Annotated in this window: 20 protein-coding genes and 1 tRNA gene; 18 read left to right on the forward strand and 3 right to left on the reverse strand. The window is 73.8% G+C overall.

Annotation, left to right across the window (positions count from 1 at the left end):
* Nucleotides 1-2: 2 nt before the first annotated feature.
* Nucleotides 3-1,250, forward strand: a complete 1,248-nt coding sequence (locus ACYVDO_RS04755) for a 4-alpha-glucanotransferase (protein WP_460933247.1) — start codon at nucleotides 3-5, stop codon at nucleotides 1,248-1,250.
* Here the strand turns inward: ACYVDO_RS04755 and ACYVDO_RS04760 are convergent.
* Nucleotides 1,227-1,874, reverse strand: a complete 648-nt coding sequence (locus ACYVDO_RS04760) for a hypothetical protein (protein ID WP_460933249.1) — start codon at nucleotides 1,872-1,874, stop codon at nucleotides 1,227-1,229. The genes ACYVDO_RS04755 and ACYVDO_RS04760 overlap by 24 nt on opposite strands.
* Here ACYVDO_RS04760 and xerD point away from each other — a divergent pair.
* The 12 genes from xerD to ACYVDO_RS04820 all read left to right on the forward strand — a co-directional run bounded on the left by xerD (nucleotide 1,873) and on the right by ACYVDO_RS04820 (nucleotide 12,349).
* Nucleotides 1,873-2,823: a site-specific tyrosine recombinase XerD gene (gene xerD / locus ACYVDO_RS04765; RefSeq protein WP_460933251.1), complete on the forward strand. Its 951-nt coding sequence runs from the start codon at nucleotides 1,873-1,875 to the stop codon at nucleotides 2,821-2,823. The two genes, ACYVDO_RS04760 and xerD, sit on opposite strands and share 2 nt — an antisense overlap.
* A gap of 266 nt (nucleotides 2,824-3,089) precedes the next feature.
* Nucleotides 3,090-3,905 (forward strand): ParA family protein, encoded by an 816-nt coding sequence (locus ACYVDO_RS04770; RefSeq protein ID WP_460933253.1) that lies wholly within the window; start codon nucleotides 3,090-3,092, stop codon nucleotides 3,903-3,905.
* 83 nt (nucleotides 3,906-3,988) lie between these two features.
* Complete coding sequence (locus tag ACYVDO_RS04775) at nucleotides 3,989-4,933, forward strand: segregation and condensation protein A (protein ID WP_460933425.1); 945 nt, start codon at nucleotides 3,989-3,991, stop codon at nucleotides 4,931-4,933.
* Entirely contained in the window at nucleotides 4,926-5,618 is a 693-nt protein-coding gene (scpB, locus tag ACYVDO_RS04780) for an SMC-Scp complex subunit ScpB (protein WP_460933255.1), read from the forward strand. Before ACYVDO_RS04775 ends, scpB begins: the two co-directional genes overlap by 8 nt.
* Complete coding sequence (locus ACYVDO_RS04785; RefSeq protein WP_460933257.1) at nucleotides 5,615-6,694, forward strand: pseudouridine synthase; 1,080 nt, start codon at nucleotides 5,615-5,617, stop codon at nucleotides 6,692-6,694. Before scpB ends, ACYVDO_RS04785 begins: the two co-directional genes overlap by 4 nt.
* Before the next feature lie 155 nt (nucleotides 6,695-6,849).
* On the forward strand, nucleotides 6,850-7,932 hold the full coding sequence (locus ACYVDO_RS04790) for a prephenate dehydrogenase (protein WP_460933259.1): 1,083 nt from the start codon (nucleotides 6,850-6,852) through the stop codon (nucleotides 7,930-7,932).
* A 51-nt stretch (nucleotides 7,933-7,983) separates the two neighbouring features.
* Complete coding sequence (gene cmk, locus ACYVDO_RS04795) at nucleotides 7,984-8,688, forward strand: (d)CMP kinase (RefSeq protein ID WP_460933261.1); 705 nt, start codon at nucleotides 7,984-7,986, stop codon at nucleotides 8,686-8,688.
* Nucleotides 8,685-9,368: a lysophospholipid acyltransferase family protein gene (locus ACYVDO_RS04800; protein WP_460933263.1), complete on the forward strand. Its 684-nt coding sequence runs from the start codon at nucleotides 8,685-8,687 to the stop codon at nucleotides 9,366-9,368. Before cmk ends, ACYVDO_RS04800 begins: the two co-directional genes overlap by 4 nt.
* Nucleotides 9,369-9,461: 93 nt before the next feature.
* Nucleotides 9,462-10,985 (forward strand): ribosome biogenesis GTPase Der, encoded by a 1,524-nt coding sequence (der, locus tag ACYVDO_RS04805; protein ID WP_460933265.1) that lies wholly within the window; start codon nucleotides 9,462-9,464, stop codon nucleotides 10,983-10,985.
* A 15-nt stretch (nucleotides 10,986-11,000) separates the two neighbouring features.
* Nucleotides 11,001-11,174 (forward strand): hypothetical protein, encoded by a 174-nt coding sequence (locus ACYVDO_RS04810; protein ID WP_460933267.1) that lies wholly within the window; start codon nucleotides 11,001-11,003, stop codon nucleotides 11,172-11,174.
* Nucleotides 11,175-11,206: 32 nt separating this feature from the next.
* Nucleotides 11,207-11,283: transfer RNA gene (locus ACYVDO_RS04815), tRNA-Pro, on the forward strand.
* Nucleotides 11,284-11,437: 154 nt separating this feature from the next.
* The gene (locus ACYVDO_RS04820) at nucleotides 11,438-12,349 is read left to right on the forward strand and encodes a DMT family transporter (protein ID WP_460933269.1); all 912 of its coding nucleotides are present in this window, start codon (nucleotides 11,438-11,440) and stop codon (nucleotides 12,347-12,349) included.
* A 6-nt stretch (nucleotides 12,350-12,355) separates the two neighbouring features.
* Here the strand turns inward: ACYVDO_RS04820 and ACYVDO_RS04825 are convergent, their stop codons facing one another.
* A complete protein-coding gene (locus ACYVDO_RS04825; RefSeq protein WP_460933271.1) occupies nucleotides 12,356-13,135 on the reverse strand; it encodes a class I SAM-dependent methyltransferase in 780 nt (259 codons plus the stop codon).
* A 225-nt stretch (nucleotides 13,136-13,360) separates the two neighbouring features.
* Here ACYVDO_RS04825 and ACYVDO_RS04830 point away from each other — a divergent pair, with 225 nt between their 5' ends.
* A complete protein-coding gene (locus ACYVDO_RS04830; protein ID WP_460933273.1) occupies nucleotides 13,361-14,011 on the forward strand; it encodes a hypothetical protein in 651 nt (216 codons plus the stop codon).
* Between the two features lie 33 nt (nucleotides 14,012-14,044).
* Here the strand turns inward: ACYVDO_RS04830 and ACYVDO_RS04835 are convergent, their stop codons facing one another.
* A complete protein-coding gene (locus tag ACYVDO_RS04835) occupies nucleotides 14,045-15,187 on the reverse strand; it encodes a MalY/PatB family protein (protein ID WP_460933275.1) in 1,143 nt (380 codons plus the stop codon).
* Between the two features lie 41 nt (nucleotides 15,188-15,228).
* Here ACYVDO_RS04835 and ACYVDO_RS04840 point away from each other — a divergent pair, with 41 nt between their 5' ends.
* The 4 genes from ACYVDO_RS04840 to ACYVDO_RS04855 are packed head-to-tail and all read left to right on the forward strand — an operon-like array spanning nucleotide 15,229 to nucleotide 17,971.
* On the forward strand, nucleotides 15,229-15,858 hold the full coding sequence (locus ACYVDO_RS04840) for a CDP-alcohol phosphatidyltransferase family protein (protein ID WP_460933277.1): 630 nt from the start codon (nucleotides 15,229-15,231) through the stop codon (nucleotides 15,856-15,858).
* A 9-nt stretch (nucleotides 15,859-15,867) separates the two neighbouring features.
* On the forward strand, nucleotides 15,868-16,854 hold the full coding sequence (locus tag ACYVDO_RS04845; protein WP_460933279.1) for a DUF881 domain-containing protein: 987 nt from the start codon (nucleotides 15,868-15,870) through the stop codon (nucleotides 16,852-16,854).
* Nucleotides 16,851-17,183 (forward strand): small basic family protein, encoded by a 333-nt coding sequence (locus ACYVDO_RS04850; RefSeq protein WP_310156848.1) that lies wholly within the window; start codon nucleotides 16,851-16,853, stop codon nucleotides 17,181-17,183. Before ACYVDO_RS04845 ends, ACYVDO_RS04850 begins: the two co-directional genes overlap by 4 nt.
* A 2-nt stretch (nucleotides 17,184-17,185) precedes the next feature.
* Nucleotides 17,186-17,971, forward strand: coding sequence for a DUF881 domain-containing protein (locus tag ACYVDO_RS04855; protein ID WP_460933281.1), 786 nt, complete (start codon nucleotides 17,186-17,188; stop codon nucleotides 17,969-17,971).
* Nucleotides 17,972-18,022: the final 51 nt, after the last annotated feature.

An 18,022-nucleotide genomic window follows, 5' to 3' on the forward strand; every position in this document is an offset into this window, starting at 1 on the left:
CCATGACGGGCAGCCCGGTCACCGAACCACGGTCCAGCGGCGTCCAGTGCCACGTCACCTCGCTGCCGGGCGGCCGGCTCGGCGACGAGGCCCGCCGGTTCGTCGACTGGCTCGCCGACGCGGGGCAGACGCTGTGGCAGGTGCTGCCCGTGTCGGTGCCGGACCGCCACGGGTCGCCGTACAAGTCGCCGTCGGCGTTCGCCGCCTCCCCGGCGCTGCTCGAGCAGCCCGACGCGCCCGTCGACCCGGACGAGGCGCGCGCCTTCGCCGAGCAGCAGGCGTACTGGGTGCCCTCCTGGACCGACTACGGCGGCGACCTCGACGACCAGGTCCGGTTCGGCCGCGAGTGGTCCGCGCTGCGGGCGTATGCCGCGGAGCGCGGCGTGCGCCTCATGGGCGACGTGCCGATCTACGTGGCCCCCGACGGCGCCGACGAGCGCGCGTGGCCGCAGTTCTTCCGCACCGACGCCGTCGCGGGGGTGCCGCCGGACGCGTATGCCGCGACCGGCCAGCTGTGGGGCAACCCGCTGTACCACTGGGACGCGCTGCGCGAGGACGGCTACCGCTGGTGGGTCGAGCGGATGCGGCGCACCTTCGCGCTGTTCGACGTCGTGCGCGTCGACCACTTCCGCGGGTTCGCGGCGTACTGGGCCGTGCCGGCGGGGGCCGAGACCGCCCTGGGCGGCCGCTGGGAGCCCGGGCCGGGCCGGGCGGTCTTCGACGCCGCGACGGCCGAGCTCGGGACCCTGCCCGTGCTCGCGGAGGACCTCGGCGACATCGACCAGCCCGTCGTCGACCTGCGCCGGGCCCTGGGCTACCCCGGCATGGCCGTGCTGCAGTTCGCGTTCGAGCCGGCGTACGCCGACAACGTCCACGACCCCGAGCGGCTCGAGGCCAACCAGGTCGTCTACACGGGCACCCACGACAACGACACCGTCTGCGGCTGGTGGACGGCACTGCCCGAGGAGCGCCGGCGGATGGCGCGGGACGCGTGCGGACGGGCCGGGACCAGGTCCCGGATCGACGACGAGCCCTCGTGGGCGCTCATCGAGCTGGCGCACGCTGCCCCGTGCGGCCTGGCCGTGACGCAGGCGCAGGACGTCCTGTCCCTCGGCTCGGACGCGCGGATGAACGCCCCGGGCATCGAGGGCGGCTGGCGCTGGCGGATGGAGCCCGGCGCGCTCACACCGGACCTCGCGCGCCGGCTGCGCGACGTCACCGAGGGGTCAGGCCGGCTGCCCGCCCACTGAGGTCGGCTGCGTGCCTGCTGGGACCGGTGGCCGCAGCCCGCTGTCCTCGAGCTCGAGCAGCGCCAGGGCGCGGATGGTCGCGGCCTCCCCGCGCCGCCACGCGCCGGTCGGGTCGTCGGAGATCGCCGCGAGCTTGCGCATCGGCTGGGTGGCCATGGCCCGCAACGCGAACAGGTCGAGGTCGGCCGCGCTGTCGAGGAACCGCTGGGCCGCGCTCGCCCGGCGGACGAACCGCCCTCGCAGCAGTGCCCACGCCAGGCCGACGACCAGGATCGGGACGAGCGCGGTGACCCACCCGAGGAGGTTCGCCAGCTTCGTGACCGCGTCGACCAGGTCGGTGCCGGCCTGCTCGATCGTGGTCCCGGCGCCGCTCGCCTGGCGGAAGGGCGCGGCGATCCGGTCCCCGACGAGCGGCACGTCCCTCACCGTGTCGCCCGCACTGGTCATCTGCTCGCGGAAGCCGCTGCCGGCGCTCTCCAGCCGGTGGCCGGGCGCCGCGAGCTGCATCGTCGAGTCGTGCACGAACCGTCCCACCCACGCCCAGACGCACACCCACGCGAGCATCCCGACGTCGGCCAGGATCTGCGCGGTGCGACGGCCGGGCAGGTCTGCGTAGAGCTTCATGCCGCCTACACTCCCATCCGTGCCACCAGCCAGCGCGCTCGAGCGAGCCGTCCGGGGCTGGCTGGACCACCTCGACGTCGAACGCGGCGCGAGCCCGCACACGCTGTCGTCCTACCGGCGAGACCTGGCCCGCTGGACGGCATACCTGGCAGCCAAGGGGGTCAGCGACCCCGGTGACGTGCGCGAGGCCCACGTCACCGACTTCCTCGCCTCGCTGCGCGAGGGCAGCGAGGGGCACCGTCCGCTGGCCGCCTCCTCGGCGGCCCGGACGCTGGTCGCCGTGCGCGGCTTCCACCGGTTCCTCGCGCTCGAGGGGGAGGTCGGGACCGACCCGACGGCCGCCGTGAGCCCGCCCACGCCGCCCGCGCGCCTGCCGAAGGCCATCACCGTCGAGGAGGTCGAGCGGCTCCTCGCCGCGGCGGGCGTGGGGGACACCCCTGTCGCCCTGCGCGACCGGGCGCTGCTCGAGGTGCTGTACGGCGCCGGTGCCCGCATCAGCGAGGCCGTGGGCCTCGACGTCGACGACATCGACACCGAGGAGGGGGTGGTCCGGCTCTTCGGCAAGGGCCGCAAGGAGCGGCTCGTCCCGCTGGGCTCGTATGCCGCGCAGGCCCTGAGCGCCTACCTCGTCCGCGGGCGCCCGGCGCTGGCCACCCGGGGGAAGGGCACTGCCGCGGTGTTCCTCAACCAGCGGGGCAACCGGCTCTCGCGGCAGTCGGCGTGGGCGGCGCTGCGGGCCGCGGCCGAGCGGGCGGACCTGTCCGGGCACCTGTCCCCGCACACCCTGCGCCACTCGTTCGCGACGCACCTGCTCGACGGCGGTGCGGACGTGCGGGTGGTGCAGGAGCTGCTCGGGCACGCGTCGGTGACCACGACCCAGATCTACACGCTCGTGACCGTGCAGCGGCTGCGGGAGGTCTACGCCCAGTCCCACCCCAGGGCCCGCTGACACCGCTCGACGCGCCACGTCCCGTCGGCGCCGTGAGCCCAGTTCGCGGCATACCCGCTGATAGGGTCGGGGCGATCAGCGAGAGGCTGACCGACGAACGCAACCTCACCGGGAGTGAAACGCCTGTGGACCCTGAGGCGACCACGACGCACCACCAGCCGTCGCCGTCACCCGAGGCGACCCCCCAGCCCACCCCGTCGACCGACGGCCGGCTCCCCGGGATCGAGGCCGCGGGCGCGGGGCAGCTGGGGCCCACGGGTCGGCCGATGCCCGACTTCCCGGAGCCGCCGTCGCTGGACGGCCACGGCCCGGCCCGCATCATCGCCATGTGCAACCAGAAGGGCGGAGTCGGCAAGACGACGACCACCATCAACCTGGGGGCCGCGCTGGCGGAGGTCGGTCGGCGCGTGCTGCTCGTGGACTTCGACCCGCAGGGTGCCCTGTCCGTGGGCCTGGGCGTGCGCGCCAACGAGCTCGACGTGACGATCTACAACCTGCTCATCGAGCGCGGCCACGACGTGCGCGAGGTCATCCAGCAGACGGCCACCGACAACCTCGACGTCATCCCGGCCAACATCGACCTGTCGGCCGCCGAGGTCCAGCTGGTCGGCGAGGTGGCGCGGGAGCAGATCCTGGCCAGGGTGTTGCGACCGGTCATGGACGACTACGACGTCATCCTCATCGACTGCCAGCCCTCGCTCGGGCTGCTCACCGTCAACGCCCTCACCGCTGCCCACGGCGTCGTGATCCCGCTCGAGTGCGAGTTCTTCGCCATGCGTGGTGTCGCGCTGCTCGTGGAGACGATCGACAAGATCACCGACCGGCTCAACCCCCGGCTGCAGGTCGACGGCATCCTCGCGACGATGTTCGACTCCCGGACCCTGCACTCCCGTGAGGTCGTCCGCAGCGTCGTCGACCACTTCGGCGAGCAGGTGTTCCACACCGTCATCAGCCGCACGGTGAAGTTCCCCGACGCCACCCTGGCGGCGGAGCCGATCACCACGTACGCCTCCACCCACGGTGCGGCCGCCTCGTACCGCCAGCTCGCCCGCGAGCTCATCGCTCGGGGCGGTTCGGCCTGACCGTCGTGACCCAGGACCCGGTGGCGGCCGCCGAGCAGCAGGTCACCACCCCTGAGCAGGCCTCCACCCCTGAGCAGGAGCCGATCACGCCGGGAGGCGTCATCACCCGGCGGGGCGCCGTCACGCCCTTCGAGGTGCACCTCGACGTGTTCTCCGGCCCGTTCGACCTGTTGCTCGGCCTGATCAGCAAGCACAAGCTCGACATCACCGAGATCGCCCTGGCCAAGGTCACCGACGAGTTCATCGCCCACATCAAGGCCGCTCGCGAGGCAGACCGGGACTGGGACCTGTCGCAGGCGTCCGAGTTCCTGCTCATCGCGGCGACCCTGCTCGACCTCAAGGCCTCACGGCTGCTGCCGCAGACCGGACCGCAGGACGAGGAGGACCTGGCGCTCATCGAGGCGCGGGACCTGCTGTTCGCCCGGCTCCTGCAGTACCGCGCGTTCAAGGACATCGCCTTCACCTTCGCGGACCGCATGGCCACGGCTGGGCGGATGACGCCCCGCCAGGCCGGCCTCGAGCCGCAGTTCGCCAAGCTCCTGCCCGAGCTCGTCATGGGCATCACGCCGGAGCAGCTGGCGATGATCGCGGCCAAGGCGATGACCCCCAGGGTGGCCCCCTCGGTGGGGCTGGACCACCTCCACACCCCCCAGGTGAGCGTGCGCGAGCAGGCGGGCATCATCGGCACGCGACTGCGGTCCGAGCGGGTCTGCTCGTTCCGGGCGCTCGTCGCCGACGCGGACAGCACGCTGGTCATCGTGGCGCGGTTCCTGGCCCTGCTCGAGCTGTTCCGCGAGGCTGCGATCGCGTTCGAGCAGGCCGAGGCGCTGGGGGAGCTCACGGTGCGCTGGACCGGCACCGACGAGGGCGAGATCGACGTCAGCGACGAGTTCGACGAGGGCGACGAGGCCGACGAGTCCGACGAGGGCGACGAGTCCGACGAGGGCGACGAGGCCGACGAACGCGAGCAGCCCGAGCGGCCCGAGCAGGATGACCCCACGACGCAGGAGAGCGCCGACGATGAGTGAGCAGCAGGCCGAGAGCGAGCCGGTGGACTCGCCCGCCGTCGCGGAGCCCGTGGTCGAGGAGCCGGCCGTCGAGGAGTCGGCCGTCGCGGAGCCCGTGGTCGAGGAGCAGATCGCCTTCGACGTCAGCGACTTCCCCGGCGGCGCCCGGTCCGCGATCGAGGCCGTGCTCATGGTGGTCGACGAGCCGGTCACCGACCTGGCGCTGGCCTCCGCCCTGGAGCTGCCCGTCGACGACGTCCGCGACCACCTCGAGGGCCTCGAGCGCGAGTACGCCGAGCAGCAGCGCGGCTTCACCCTGCGCAGCGTCGCCGGTGGCTGGCGGATCTACAGCCGCAGCGACTACGCCCCCGTCGTGGAGAAGTTCCTCCTCGACGGCCAGCAGGCCAAGCTCACCCAGGCCTCGCTGGAGACCCTCGCCGTCATCGCCTACCGCCAGCCGATCTCCCGCTCGCGGGTCAGTGCGGTCCGCGGCGTCAACGTCGACGGGGTCGTCCGCACCCTGCTCAACCGCGGGCTCATCGAGGAGCTGGGTGCCGAGGGCGACTCGGGCGCGGTCCTCTACGGCACCACTGCCTACTTCCTGCAACGCCTCGGCCTCGGCTCGCTCGACGAGCTGCCTGCCCTGGCCCCCTACCTCCCGGAGGTCGACATGCTCGACGAGATCGCAGAGCAGGGTCGGGCATGACCCCGCCCAAGGACCGCGGCGGCGCGGGGGGCGGCCGCCCCCAGCGGCCCTCCCGTGGCGGACGGCCCACCGGCGGTGCTCGGCCCGGCTCCGGCGGTGGACGGTCCGGCTCCAGCGGTGGACGGTCCTCCTCCGGCGGCAGGTCCGCGTCCGGCGAAGGCCGCCCCGGAGCATCCGGCGGCGGGACGCGCGGCGGCGGTGCCGGGTTCCGCGGCGCCGGGGCCGGCAGCGGGGGAGGACCGGCAGCCAAGCGGTCCGAGCGCCCCCAGCGTGGGAGCTCCGGGACCACCAAGCGCAGCCAGCCGACCCGCGTTCCCCGCGAGACGGCCAGGCCCGACGTCGATGTCCACGACCCGGACGGCATCAGGCTGCAGAAGCTGCTCGCGGCGGCCGGCGTCGGCTCGCGCCGCGTGTGCGAGAACCTCATCTCCGAGGGGCGCGTCGAGGTCGACGGGCAGGTCGTGACCGAGCTCGGGGTGCGGATCCGTCCCGACCAGGTGGTCCACGTCGACGGGCTGCGGGTCCAGCTCGACGAGAACCGGCTCTACTTCGCGTTCAACAAGCCGCTCGGCGTCGTCACGACGATGAACGACGAGCTCGGCCGGATCAACATCGGCGACTACGTCGGCAACCGCGAGCAGCGGCTGTTCCACGTCGGACGCCTCGACGCCGACACCGAGGGCCTGCTCATCCTCACCAACGACGGCGACCTCGCCCACCGGCTGCAGCACCCCCAGTACGGCGTGCTCAAGACCTACCTCGCCCAGATCGCCGGGCCGGTCCCGCGCGACCTCGGACGGCGGCTGCGCGAGGGCGTCGAGCTCGACGACGGGCCGGCCACCGTGGACTCGTTCCGCGTCGTGGACTCCCAGCCGGGGAGGGCCCTCGTCGAGGTGGTGCTGCACGAGGGGCGCAAGCACATCGTGCGGCGCCTGCTCGACGCCGTCGGCCACCCGGTGCTCTCGCTCGTGCGCACCCAGGTGGGGCCGATCCACCTCGGTGACACCAAGCCCGGCAAGATGCGCAAGCTCAACAGCGACGAGGTCGGCAAGCTCTACGCGGCCGCCGGCCTCTGACCGCACGCCGCTCCCCGAGGCAGCTCGGGCCACGTGTTCGCGCTGCTACGTCACTGATCGGCCACGCTGATCAGTGACGTAGCACCGGAGACACGGGTCTGACCCCGGTGGGCAGCCGCCACGCTGGAGACAAGGTCGTCGGTAGCCTTCGCGTCGTGACCCCCTCCGTGCGGATCGTCGGCACCGGCCTCATCGGCACCAGCCTGGGCATCGCCCTGAGCAGGGCCGGGTATGCCGTGTCGCTGGCGGACCCGTCGCCCACCGCGGTGGCGCTGGCCCGTGACCTCGGGGCCGGAGCGGTCGCCGGAGCCGACACACCCGACCCGGACGTCGTCGTGGTCGCCGCGCCCCCGGACGTGGCGGGCGCGGTGGTCGCCCTCGAGCTCGCCTCGTGGCCGCACGCCGTGGTCACCGACGTCGCCTCGGTCAAGGTCGCCGTCCTCGACGGCGTCCGCGCCCGGGGTGGCGACGTCACGCGGTACGTCGGCTCCCACCCCATGGCGGGCCGCGAGCGGTCGGGTGCCGTGGCGGCACGCGGGGACCTCTTCGACGGCCGGGCCTGGGTCGTGGTGCCGCACGCCGAGTCCTCCGCCGGTGCCGTGGAGACGGTGCAGGAGCTCGCCCGGGCCGCCGGCGGGACCGTGTCCACCATGGACCCCGAGGCCCACGACGCGGCCGTCGCGGCGGTCTCGCACGTGCCGCAGGTCGCGGCCTCCCTGGTCGCGAGCCGGCTGCGCGACCTCGGCGAGGGCGCCGTCGCGCTCTCCGGCCCGGGCATCCGGGACGTCACCCGGATCGCGGCCAGCGACCCCCAGCTCTGGACCCAGATCCTCACCGGCAACGCGCCCGCCGTCCGGCACGTGCTCGCCGACCTCCGGGAGGAGCTCGACGAGGTCGTCACCGCGCTGGACCGGCTGACCGAGGGGGACGCCGTCGGCGCCCGTGAGGTCCTGGCCCGCGTCGTCGCGCACGGCAACGCCGGCCACGCGCGGATCCCCGGCAAGCATGGGGCGGCGCCGACGGCATACGGCGTCGTGGTGGTCCTGGTCCCGGACCGGCCGGGCGAGCTCGCCCGGCTGCTGCACGACGTCGGGGACGCGGGCGTCAACCTGGAGGACCTGCACCTCGAGCACGGGCTGGGCCAGCCGTTCGGGCTGGCGGAGATCTCGGTGCTGCCCGGCGTGGTCGAGCGCCTCGGCGAGGAGCTGCGGTCGCGGGGCTGGCGGCTGCACGGCTGAGGCCGGTCTTCGGGCGCCCGCCGGCCGGGGCGGCCACTAGGCTCGACCGCCATGAGCAGTGAGCACCTCGTCGTGGCCGTCGACGGCCCCTCCGGCTCCGGGAAGTCCAGCGTGTCGCGAGCCGCCGCCCGCAGGTTGGGTGTGGGCTACCTCGACACCGGTGCGATGTACCGGGCGGTGACGTGGTGGTGCCTCGAGGAGGGTGTCGACCTCGACGACCGCGCGGCCGTCGCCCAGGCGGCTCGTGACATCCCCCTGGAGATGGGCACCGACCCGGCGCGCCCGAGCGTGCGGGTGAGCGGCCGCGAGATCGAGGACGCCATCCGAACCACCCGGGTGTCGGAGGTCGTCTCGAAGGTCGCGACCAACACCGACGTCCGCCCCGTGCTGCAGCAGCTCCAGCGCGACCTCATCGAGGCCATCGCCACCCGCAACGGTGGCGTGGTGGCCGAGGGGCGCGACATCACCACCGTGGTCGCGCCGGACGCCGACGTGCGCGTCCTCCTCACGGCCAGCGTCGAGGCCCGCCTGCGCCGCCGGTCCAAGGAGCTCCACGGCGACGACCACGCCGCCGCGGTCGAGGCGACCCGCGACCAGATCGTCCGCCGCGACGAGGACGACTCCACCGTGTCGGACTTCATGGACGCGGCGGACGGCGTGACGCTGCTCGACACCTCCGACCTCGACTTCGAGCAGAGCGTCGCGGCCCTCGTGGACCTCGTGCACGCGGAGGCGCCCGCCAAGGTCCGCGGGTGACTGACCGGACCGGCCCGGCGCCCGTCCCCGCCCCCTGGCGGGTCCGGGTCAACATGGTCATCGGCTGGCCGCTCTTCCACGCGCTCTACCGGCTGCGGGTGATCGGCCGGGACCGGGTGCCGAAGCAGGGTCCGGTCGTCTTCGTCGGGAACCACGTCGGCTTCCTCGACGGGCCCATGCTCCCCGGCGTGGCTCCGCGGCCGACGTGCGTGCTCGTGAAGCGGGAGATGTTCCGCGGACCGCTCGGGCGGTTCCTCACCTTCATCGGGCACATCCCGGTGACCCGCGGCGCCGGTGACCGGGGCGCCCTCGGCGCCGCCGTGGCCATCCTGCAGTCCGGGGGAGCCGTCGGGATCTTCCCCGAGGGCACCCGCGGGCGAGGCGACGTCGCAGCGGTGCAGCAGGGGGCGGCATGGCTCGCCCAGCAGGGCGGTGCGGTCGTCGTGCCCGTGGCCTTCCTCGGCACCCGGATGGCGGGCGCGTCGAGGAACTCCGTCCCGCGACTGCGCAGCAGGGTGGTGGTCGAGTTCGGGCATCCGGTCCGCCTGGCCGCCGACCCGGCCCTGACCGGTCGGCAGCGGCTCGTCGCCGCGACCGAGCAGGTGCGCGACGCCCTGGCCTCCCACGTCCGGGAGTCCCAGGCCCGGCACCAGGTGTTCCTCCCGGGGGACGAGGGCTGACCGCCCCCCCTGCGCCCTCGTCCCCACCCAGCGCCGTGCCCGCGCGCCCCGTCCGGGCCGCGCTGTCCGGGACACCCCGCGAAGTGCGAGACAATGGACGCCGGCCCCACGGCATACCAGCGCCGCGGCGGCCTTCCCACGACTCCCCGAGGACCCGCCGTGACCGAGCACCTGACCGACGACTCCACCGTCGAGCGCGCCCTGCGCGCCGGCCTGGAGGAGTTCGACCTCAGCGAGGAGGACCGCGCCCTCGTCGACGGGGAGCTCGACGACGACGGGTACGCCCGTGAGGAGGGTCCGCGTCCGGTCGTCGCCGTCGTCGGCCGTCCGAACGTCGGCAAGTCCACCCTCGTCAACCGCATCCTCGGTCGCCGCGAGGCGGTCGTCGAGGACGTGCCCGGCGTGACCCGCGACCGCGTCGCCTACGACGCCGACTGGGCCGGCCGCCGGTTCACCCTCGTCGACACCGGCGGCTGGGAGATCGACGCCACGGGCATCCACCTGCGGGTCGCCGAGCAGGCCGAGGTCGCCGTCGAGCTGGCCGACGTGGTCATGTTCGTCGTCGACGCGACGGTCGGTGCCACCGACGACGACGAGGCCGTCGTGAAGCTGCTGCGCCGCTCCGGCAAGCCTGTCGTCCTCATCGCGAACAAGGTCGACGACCAGCGTACCGAGGCCGACGCCGCCGCTCTGTGGAACCTCGGACTGGGCCAGCCGTGGCCGGTCTCCGCGCTGCACGGCCGGGGGAGCGGCGACGCCCTCGACGCGGTCCTCGAGGTGCTGCCCGCGGTCTCGGGCGTCGGCGGCGCCTACGAGCGTGGTGGGCCCCGCCGCGTGGCCCTCATCGGCCGCCCCAACGTCGGCAAGTCCTCGCTGCTCAACAAGCTTGCGGGCTCCGAGCGCGTCGTCGTCGACAACGTCGCCGGCACCACGCGCGACCCGGTCGACGAGCTGATCGAGCTCGGCGGCAAGACCTGGCGCTTCGTCGACACCGCCGGCATCCGCCGTCGCGTTCACCAGACGCGCGGTGCCGACTTCTACGCCTCCCTGCGCACCCAAACCGCGCTGGAGAAGGCGGAGGTCGCGGTCGTCCTCATCGACGCCGAGCAGAGCATCGCCGAGCAGGACATCCGCGTCGTGCAGCAGGTCATCGACGCCGGGCGTGCCCTGGTCGTCGCCTACAACAAGTGGGACCTGCTCGACGAGGAGCGCCGCTACTACCTCGAGCGCGAGATCGAGCGCGAGCTGGTGCAGATCCCGTGGGCGCCGCGGGTCAACATCTCCGCCAAGACCGGCCGCGCCGTCGAGAAGCTCGTCCCCGCCCTGGAGAAGGCGCTCGACTCCTGGGACACCCGTGTCCCCACGGGGCGGCTCAACGCCTTCCTCGGCGAGATCGTGGCCTCGCACCCCCACCCCGTGCGCGGCGGCAAGCAGCCGCGGATCCTGTTCGCCACGCAGGCCTCGACCCGCCCGCCGAGGTTCGTGCTATTCGCGTCCGGGTTCATCGAGGCCGGCTACCGGCGGTTCGTCGAGCGCCGGCTGCGCGAGGAGTTCGGCTTCGAGGGCACGCCGATCGAGGTGTCCGTGCGGGTGCGCGAGAAGCGCAAGCGCCGGTAGCGACGGCTGCCCGGTGTGCCGCGCGGGACCGCGTCGGCCGGCATCGACAAGGCCGGCATCGACAAGGCCGGCATCGAGAGGGTGGCGAACGGCGGTTCCCGCCGTGGCGAGGAGCCAGATGCCACCCTGTCGGCGCGTGGCGGCCGACCTGCGGGCACCGATTTCAAGGCCCGGTATGCCGTGCGCTAAGGTTTCGTTCGCTCCGCGAGGGGCGAATGCCACGGGCTGTGGCGCAGCTTGGTAGCGCACTTGACTGGGGGTCAAGGGGTCGCAGGTTCAAATCCTGTCAGCCCGACCAACCGGGGCCTGACCTGTCACCACAGGTCAGGCCCTTTAATGCCCCGCCCAGACCGCCGTTGACGACACCGAGCGCGGCCTTGCCCTGACCAGCTCGGGACGACCGGGCCGAGAATTCGCGGAATATGCCTTCCTCGGAAGGCATTGAGGGTCCCGTGGAGTCGAACCTGCGCGTGGTCCTCACGACCGCCCTCGCCCCGATCGCCTGGGGCGCCAACTACTACGTCATCCGGCACACTCTGCCCGCCGACAGCCCCCTGTGGGGCTCGGCCCTGCGTGCCCTGCCGGCAGCGCTCGTCCTGCTGGTGGTGGCCCGCCGGCTGCCCCGAGGCGCCTGGTGGTGGCGATCCGCAGTCCTCGGCACCCTGACGGTGGGCGGCTTCTTCCTGCTCGTCTACCTCGCGGCGCAGATGCTCCCGAGCAGCGTCGCGGCCTCCATCATGGCCGCGTCACCGCTCGTCCTGGCCGGGTTCGCCTGGCTGCTCGCGTCAGAGCGGCCGACGGCTCGGGTTGTGGCCGGTTCCGTGGTGGGCATGCTCGGCGTGCTGCTCGTCGTGGCCGCCGGGACGGGTGCCGTCTCGGGGTGGGGCGTGGCCGCCTCGGCGTCCGCGATGGCGATGTCCTCGTTCGGGTTCGTCCTCGCCAAGCGCTGGTCCGACGACACCCCGGTCGTCGCCACGACCGCCTGGCAGATGCTCTTCGGCGGGGCGCTGCTCACCGTGGTGGCCGCCGTCGTCGAGGGAGCCCCGCCAGCCCTCGACGCCCGGGGCGTGGCGGGAGCCGCGTTCGTGAGCCTCGCGGGCACCGCCCTGGCCTTCGTCGTCTGGTACGACGGGCTGCGCCGCCTGTCGGCCGGCACTGTCGGCGTCATCGGGCTGCTCAACCCGGTGACCGGCGTCCTGCTCGGCGCCCTCGTGGCCGGTGAGCACCTGACCCCCTGGCAGCTGGCGGGCATTGCGCTGGTCCTGGGTGGCATCGTGGTGGGGCAGCAGCGCTCGGGCAGCCGCGCGAGCCGTACGACCGTCCGGCCGGCGGCCGCGAGGGAGCCGGAGCGCGTCGGGGCCTGAGGAGCCTCAAGCGGTTCCCACCGCGCACCACGCCTCGGCACGGACCTCGAACGGGGCCGGGGGACGGCGTTGCTCGGCCAGGGCGCGCAGCGCGGCCTGCTGGTCGTCGTCGAGCCCGACGAGGTAGGCGCCGGCGGGCCCGACGCCGTACGTGTACCCCTCCCACCAGTCCTCGAAGGAGTCGAACCGCGACGTGACCGCGATCGAGGACTCACGGACCTCCTCCAGGCCCGCGGCACGCATGAGCTCGCCGAGCTGTCCCCGCTCGGTCCCGGCCAGCAGCCCCTCGCCCTGCTCCCCTGGGTCGAACTCGCGCACCACGTCCCAGAACGCCGACACCGGGCCCTGCCTCCCGGCGTGGTCCCACACGCAGGCAGCCACGAACCCGCCGGGCCGGGTCACCCTGGCCATCTCGCGCAGCCCGGCCACCGGGTCGCGCATGAAGTGCACCACGAGCTGGGCCAGGGCGAGGTCGAACGCGTCGTCCTCGAAGGGCAGGTCCTCAGCCGTGGCGATTCGCACGTCCACCCCCGGCAACCGGTCGCGGGCCGCGGCCACGAACGACTGCGAGGGGTCGACGGCATGGACGCGGTCTGCCCCCAGCCGCTCGGCCAGCAAAGCGGTGAGGGCGCCCGGTCCGCACCCGACGTCGAGCACGCGCGGGGTGGTGCCGCCGGTCGCGCCCCCGGGTGGGACGCCGGCGGCGTCGGCGAACCCCGCCGCCAGCGGTTCGGAGAAGCGGCCCATGAACCGCCCGTACGCCTGCGCCGTCACCTCGAAGCCCACCCACCTGAGGGTCCGCCTCGGCCGGGGCGTCGTCAATGGGCGCTCCCCGACCTCCGGGGTGGGGCGCCGCGGCATCGACACAGGCTGCCTGCAAACGGGTGCAAACGGACTGAACCAGCACTGGGGGGCCGCTCGTGGCCGTGGAGTCCCGCAAACGGCCCCCATGCGCGGTCGTCCGGCGCTAGAGTTCGTCCGTCGGTCCGGGCTCGAGCAGGAGATCCCCCCATGCGTCCCACCATCATCGGCGTCAAGCTCGGCGCTGCCCTCGTCATCGCCCTCGGGGTCGCGGGGGGCGGCACCGTCGCCTACGCGCTGACGGCCGCACCCACGGACGCGACCTCGACGCCTGTTGCAGCCGCGACCACCGCCTCGACGGCCGACCCGACCGAGACCGAGACGGCCGACCCCACGGAGACCGAGACGGCCGACCCCACGGAGACCGAGACGGCCGACCCGACCGAGACCGAGACGGCCGACCCGACGGAGACCGAGACGGCCGACCCGACCGAGACCGGTGACCGGGGTCCGGACGCCAGCGGCCCGGCCGCCTTCGGCCTCTGCACCGCGTGGTCGCACCACCAGGGCCACACCACCGGCAAGTCCGCCGACTCCACGGCGTTCCGCGCCCTGGCGACGGCGGCCGGTGGAGCAGACCAGGTGGGCGCGTACTGCGCCCCGATCATGGCTGCCCACACCGAGCAGCCCGAGCCCTCCGAGACCGAGCAGCCGGAGCCGTCCGAGACCGAGCAGCCGAGCGCCACCTCGACCGGGACCGCCACGTCGTCCCGCGAGGGCACGTCCCGCCACGGCACGTCGGGCAAGGGTCACGGCAAGTCCACGGCCAAGGGGCACGGCAAGGGTCACCGCTCGCACTGAGACCGCACAGCGGCTAGCCCCGCCCCGCGAGGGCTAGAGCGCGGCGGCGATGCGGTCGACCGCCTCGCGCAGGATCTCGGGCGACGTCCCGAAGTTGAGGCGGGCGTGGCCGGCGCCACCGATCCCGAAGCCCGGCCCGGGGTGCAGCGCCACGCCCGCCCGCTCGCGCAGCACGGCGCTCGGGTCGTCCCCGAGCCCGACCTGCGTGAAGTCGAGCCAGGCCAGGAACGTGCCCTCCGGCACGCGGTAGCCGACGCCGGGCAGCCTGCTCTGCACGAGGTCGGCCAGCAGGCGCCGGTTCTCGTCGAGCCCGGCGAGCAGCGCGTCGAGCCACGACGCCCCCTCGAGGTAGGCCGCCCGGTGCGCGATGACGCCGACGTGGCTGGCCCCGTGCGACACCTCCTCGGGGATCCGCGCGAGCTCGGCCGCCGCGTCGGGCCCGGGTACGGCCAGTGCGGCCTTGAGCCCGGCGAGGTTGAACGCCTTCGAGGCCGACACCAGTGCCACCGCCCGCGACCCCTCCGGCAGGGAGGCGACGGGCGTGAAGCTCGCCCCCACCGGCACCAGGGGCGCGTGGATCTCGTCGGCGACGACCCTGGCTCCGTACCGCTCGGACAGCTCGATGGCCGCCGTGAGCTCGTCGGCGGTGTGCACCGTGCCGGTCGGGTTCTGCGGGTTGCACAGCAGGTATGCCGCGCGGGCGCCACCGCTCGTGGCGTCCGCCAGCGCGCGCTCCAGCGAGTGGAGGTCGATCCGCCCGGTCGCACCGAGCGGCGCCTGCACCACGCGCCGGCCCAGGTGCTCGACGAACTGGAAGAACGGCGGGTAGACGGGGGAGTTGACCACCACGGCGTCCCCGGAGCCGGTGAAGAGCTTGAGCACCTCCACGACGCCGAGCATCACGTCCGGCACGATCTGCATCGCGTCCGGGTCGGGATGCCACCCCCAGCGCTCCGCCGCGAAGGCCGCCAGCGCCTCGGCGTAGTCGGCCGCCCACGGGTATCCCGTGTCGCCGGACTCGAGCGCGTCGTGGACCGCACGCCGCACCGGCTCGGCCGGCACGACGTCCATCTCCGCGACCCACAGCGGCAGCACGTCCGGGCCGTAGAGCCGCCACTTGACGCTGCGCCGCTCGCGCAGCCGTTCCAGGCCCGGGCCCAGCAGCGGGTTGTCCATGCCTGCGACTCTACGCAGCAGCAGCCGGTTAGGCTTCGGACGTGGTCGAACGGGCGGAGCGGGGGAGTGCGGTCGAGGGTGCCGCACGCCCGGCGACCCGGACGGACCAGGTGGTCAACGTCCCCAACGCCCTGTCCGCCCTGCGCCTCGTGGGCGTGCCGGTCTTCCTGTGGGCCATCCTCGCCGGCCACGACGCCGTCGCGCTGCTGACCCTGATGGTGTCCGGGGTCAGCGACTACCTCGACGGCAAGATCGCGCGGCGGTTCGGCCTGGTTTCCCGGCTCGGCGAGCTGCTCGACCCGCTCGCGGACCGCCTCTACATCGCCACCACGCTGTTCGGCCTGGCCTGGCGCGACATCATCCCGTGGTGGCTGGTCGGCGCCCTGGTGGGTCGCGAGGTCCTGCTCGCAGTGGTCCTCTGGTGGATCCGCCGGTACGGCCAGGTGGGGCTGCCCGTCCACTTCGTCGGCAAGGCGGCGACCTTCAACCTCCTGTACGCCTTCCCGCTGCTGCTCCTCGGCGACGGCACCAGCGGCTTCGCCCACTGGGCACAGCCGATCGGCTGGGCCTTCGCGTGGTGGGGGACGGTCCTGTACTGGGTGGCCGGCGTCATGTACATCGTCCAGGCGCGGCAGGTGGCGGCCGCCCACCGCGTCGCGCTCGCCCGGTAGGGGCGCGCCGTGGTCCCCACCTCACACCGCTCGGACGCACCACCGGCCACCCCTGGTGGACGGCGCGTGGACGAGTCGATGACGCTGCTCACCTCGATGATGGAGCGCCCGCTCGACCCGGGGTATGCCGCGGCCGCCGAACGGCGCGTGGCCGCCGGCCTCCCGGCCGCCACTGGCTTCAGCACGCCGATCGTCGTCGTGGCGTCCGCGGTCGTGGGGCTGCTGCTGACCTTCGGCGCGATCGCCCTGCGCGCGCCCTCGACCGCCGCCGCCAGGGCGAAGGCCGACATCGTCTCCCAGATCGAGACCCGTCGGGCGGCAGCCGACCGGCAGGAGACGGCCCTGCGCACGACCCAGGCCGACATCGACCGGCTGCGCAAGGAGGCGCTCGGCTCCCAGCAGGCGGCGCTGCAGGCCGAGCTCGACACCCTCACCCTCGTGTCCGGGTCCGAGGCCGCCACCGGCAAGGGGATCACCCTCGTCCTGGACAACGCCCCGGGCAGCGAGTCGAACAGCGCCGACGGCAACCCGCGGACCACCTCGGGCACCGACGAGGGCAAGGTCTACTCCAAGGACCTGCAGATCGTCGTCAACGGGCTGTGGCAGGCAGGCGCCGAGGCGATCGCCGTGAACGGCCAGCGGCTCACCTCCCGGTCGGCGATCCGCTTCGCCGGTGAGGCGATCCTGGTCAACTACCGGCCGCTGACCCGCCCGTACCGGATCCAGGCCATCGGCGACCCCAGCACGTTGCAGACGAACTTCGCCGAGAACGCCGGCGGGTCCTACGCGCGTGCCCTGCACGACAACTACGGCATCCGTGTTTCCATGGACAGCGCCTCGTCGCTGACCCTGCCCGCTGCCGCGTCGCTGTCGGTCGACAAGGCCCGGGTCCTGCGGCCGGAGGCGACCGCCACGCCCACGCCCACCCGTTCCGGCAAGGGCTCCCCGACCACCACCCCGTCCGGCACACCGTCCACCTCGGAGACCTCACCGTGATCCCCCTGCTCGGCCTCATCGGCGGCGTCGTCATCGGCCTCGTCTGGGGCCCCGACGTGCCGGTCGCCCTCCAGCCGTACCTGCCCATCGCCGTCATCGCCGCCCTCGACGCGGTGTTCGGCGCGGTGCGTGCCGTGCTCGACGGGATCTTCAACGACAAGGTGTTCGTCGTCTCGTTCCTCGCGAACGTCGTCGTGGCCGCGTTCATCGTCTTCCTCGGCGACCAGCTCGGCGTGGGCTCGCAGCTGTCCACCGGCGTCGTGGTCGTCCTCGGTGTGCGGATCTTCTCCAACGTCGCCTCGATCCGGCGGCACCTGTTCAAGGCCTGACGATGACCACCACTCCGCCGGCCGCCCCGGACAGCCAGGGCACCCCGCCCCGCCCCCCGGGGCAGGACGGCTCCTGGCGGACCCTGCTGCGGATGGCCAGGCCGCGGGCCACCCGGGCCAACGCGTTCGCGGCGCTGCTCGCGATCGGGCTCGGCTTCGCGATCGCCACCCAGGTGCAGCAGACGAGCCAGAGCGGCCTGGAGCAGCTCCGCGAGGACGAGCTGGTCCGCATCCTCGACGACGTGAGCCAGGAGCAGGACCGGCTCTCGACGGACCTGCGCACGCTCGAGCTGCGACGGGACCGGCTGCTGTCCGGGGTGGACGGCAGCGAGGAGGCGCTGAAGTCCGCGCAGGAGCGGGTCGACACCCTGGGCATCCTCACCGGGACCGTCCCGGCGACCGGCCCCGGCGTCGTCATCACGATCAGCGACCCGGACCACAAGGTCACCGCGGCCCGGCTGCTCGACGCCCTGCAGGAGCTGCGGGACGCCGGCGCAGAGGCGGTCCAGATCAACGACGTGCGGGTCGTCGCCGACACCTGGTTCACCGACAGCGACGGCGCGGTCGAGGTGAGCGGGCACCAGATCCGCCCGCCGTACACGATCCGCGCGATCGGGGACAGCGCGACGATGGCGTCCGCGATGGACATCCCCGGCGGCGTCACCGAGTCGGTGCGGCGCGACGGCGCGACCTCCACGGTGCGGCAGGCCGACACGGTCGAGGTGACCGCGTTGCACACCCTGACGGAGCCTCGTTACGCTCGGCCCGTCCCGGCGCCCTCCACGTGACCCCACCCCGGACGACGGCGCCCGTCGACCTCCGCAACCCGAGCAAGGAGC

This window comes from Phycicoccus ginsengisoli (assembly GCF_054779295.1).

Bases quoted from the DNA above. Each gene is read 5' to 3' on its own strand.
- ACYVDO_RS04755 (WP_460933247.1), top strand. From the start codon at position 3: ATGACGGGCAGCCCGGTCACCGAACCACGGTCCAGCGGCGTCCAGTGC.
- xerD (WP_460933251.1), top strand. From the start codon at position 1,873: ATGCCGCCTACACTCCCATCCGTGCCACCAGCCAGCGCGCTCGAGCGA.
- ACYVDO_RS04760 (WP_460933249.1), bottom strand. From the start codon at position 1,874: ATGAAGCTCTACGCAGACCTGCCCGGCCGTCGCACCGCGCAGATCCTG.
- ACYVDO_RS04770 (WP_460933253.1), top strand. From the start codon at position 3,090: ATGCCCGACTTCCCGGAGCCGCCGTCGCTGGACGGCCACGGCCCGGCC.
- scpB (WP_460933255.1), top strand. From the start codon at position 4,926: ATGAGTGAGCAGCAGGCCGAGAGCGAGCCGGTGGACTCGCCCGCCGTC.
- ACYVDO_RS04785 (WP_460933257.1), top strand. From the start codon at position 5,615: ATGACCCCGCCCAAGGACCGCGGCGGCGCGGGGGGCGGCCGCCCCCAG.
- cmk (WP_460933261.1), top strand. From the start codon at position 7,984: ATGAGCAGTGAGCACCTCGTCGTGGCCGTCGACGGCCCCTCCGGCTCC.
- der (WP_460933265.1), top strand. From the start codon at position 9,462: ATGGACGCCGGCCCCACGGCATACCAGCGCCGCGGCGGCCTTCCCACG.
- ACYVDO_RS04830 (WP_460933273.1), top strand. From the start codon at position 13,361: ATGCGTCCCACCATCATCGGCGTCAAGCTCGGCGCTGCCCTCGTCATC.
- ACYVDO_RS04835 (WP_460933275.1), bottom strand. From the start codon at position 15,187: ATGGACAACCCGCTGCTGGGCCCGGGCCTGGAACGGCTGCGCGAGCGG.
- ACYVDO_RS04855 (WP_460933281.1), top strand. From the start codon at position 17,186: ATGACCACCACTCCGCCGGCCGCCCCGGACAGCCAGGGCACCCCGCCC.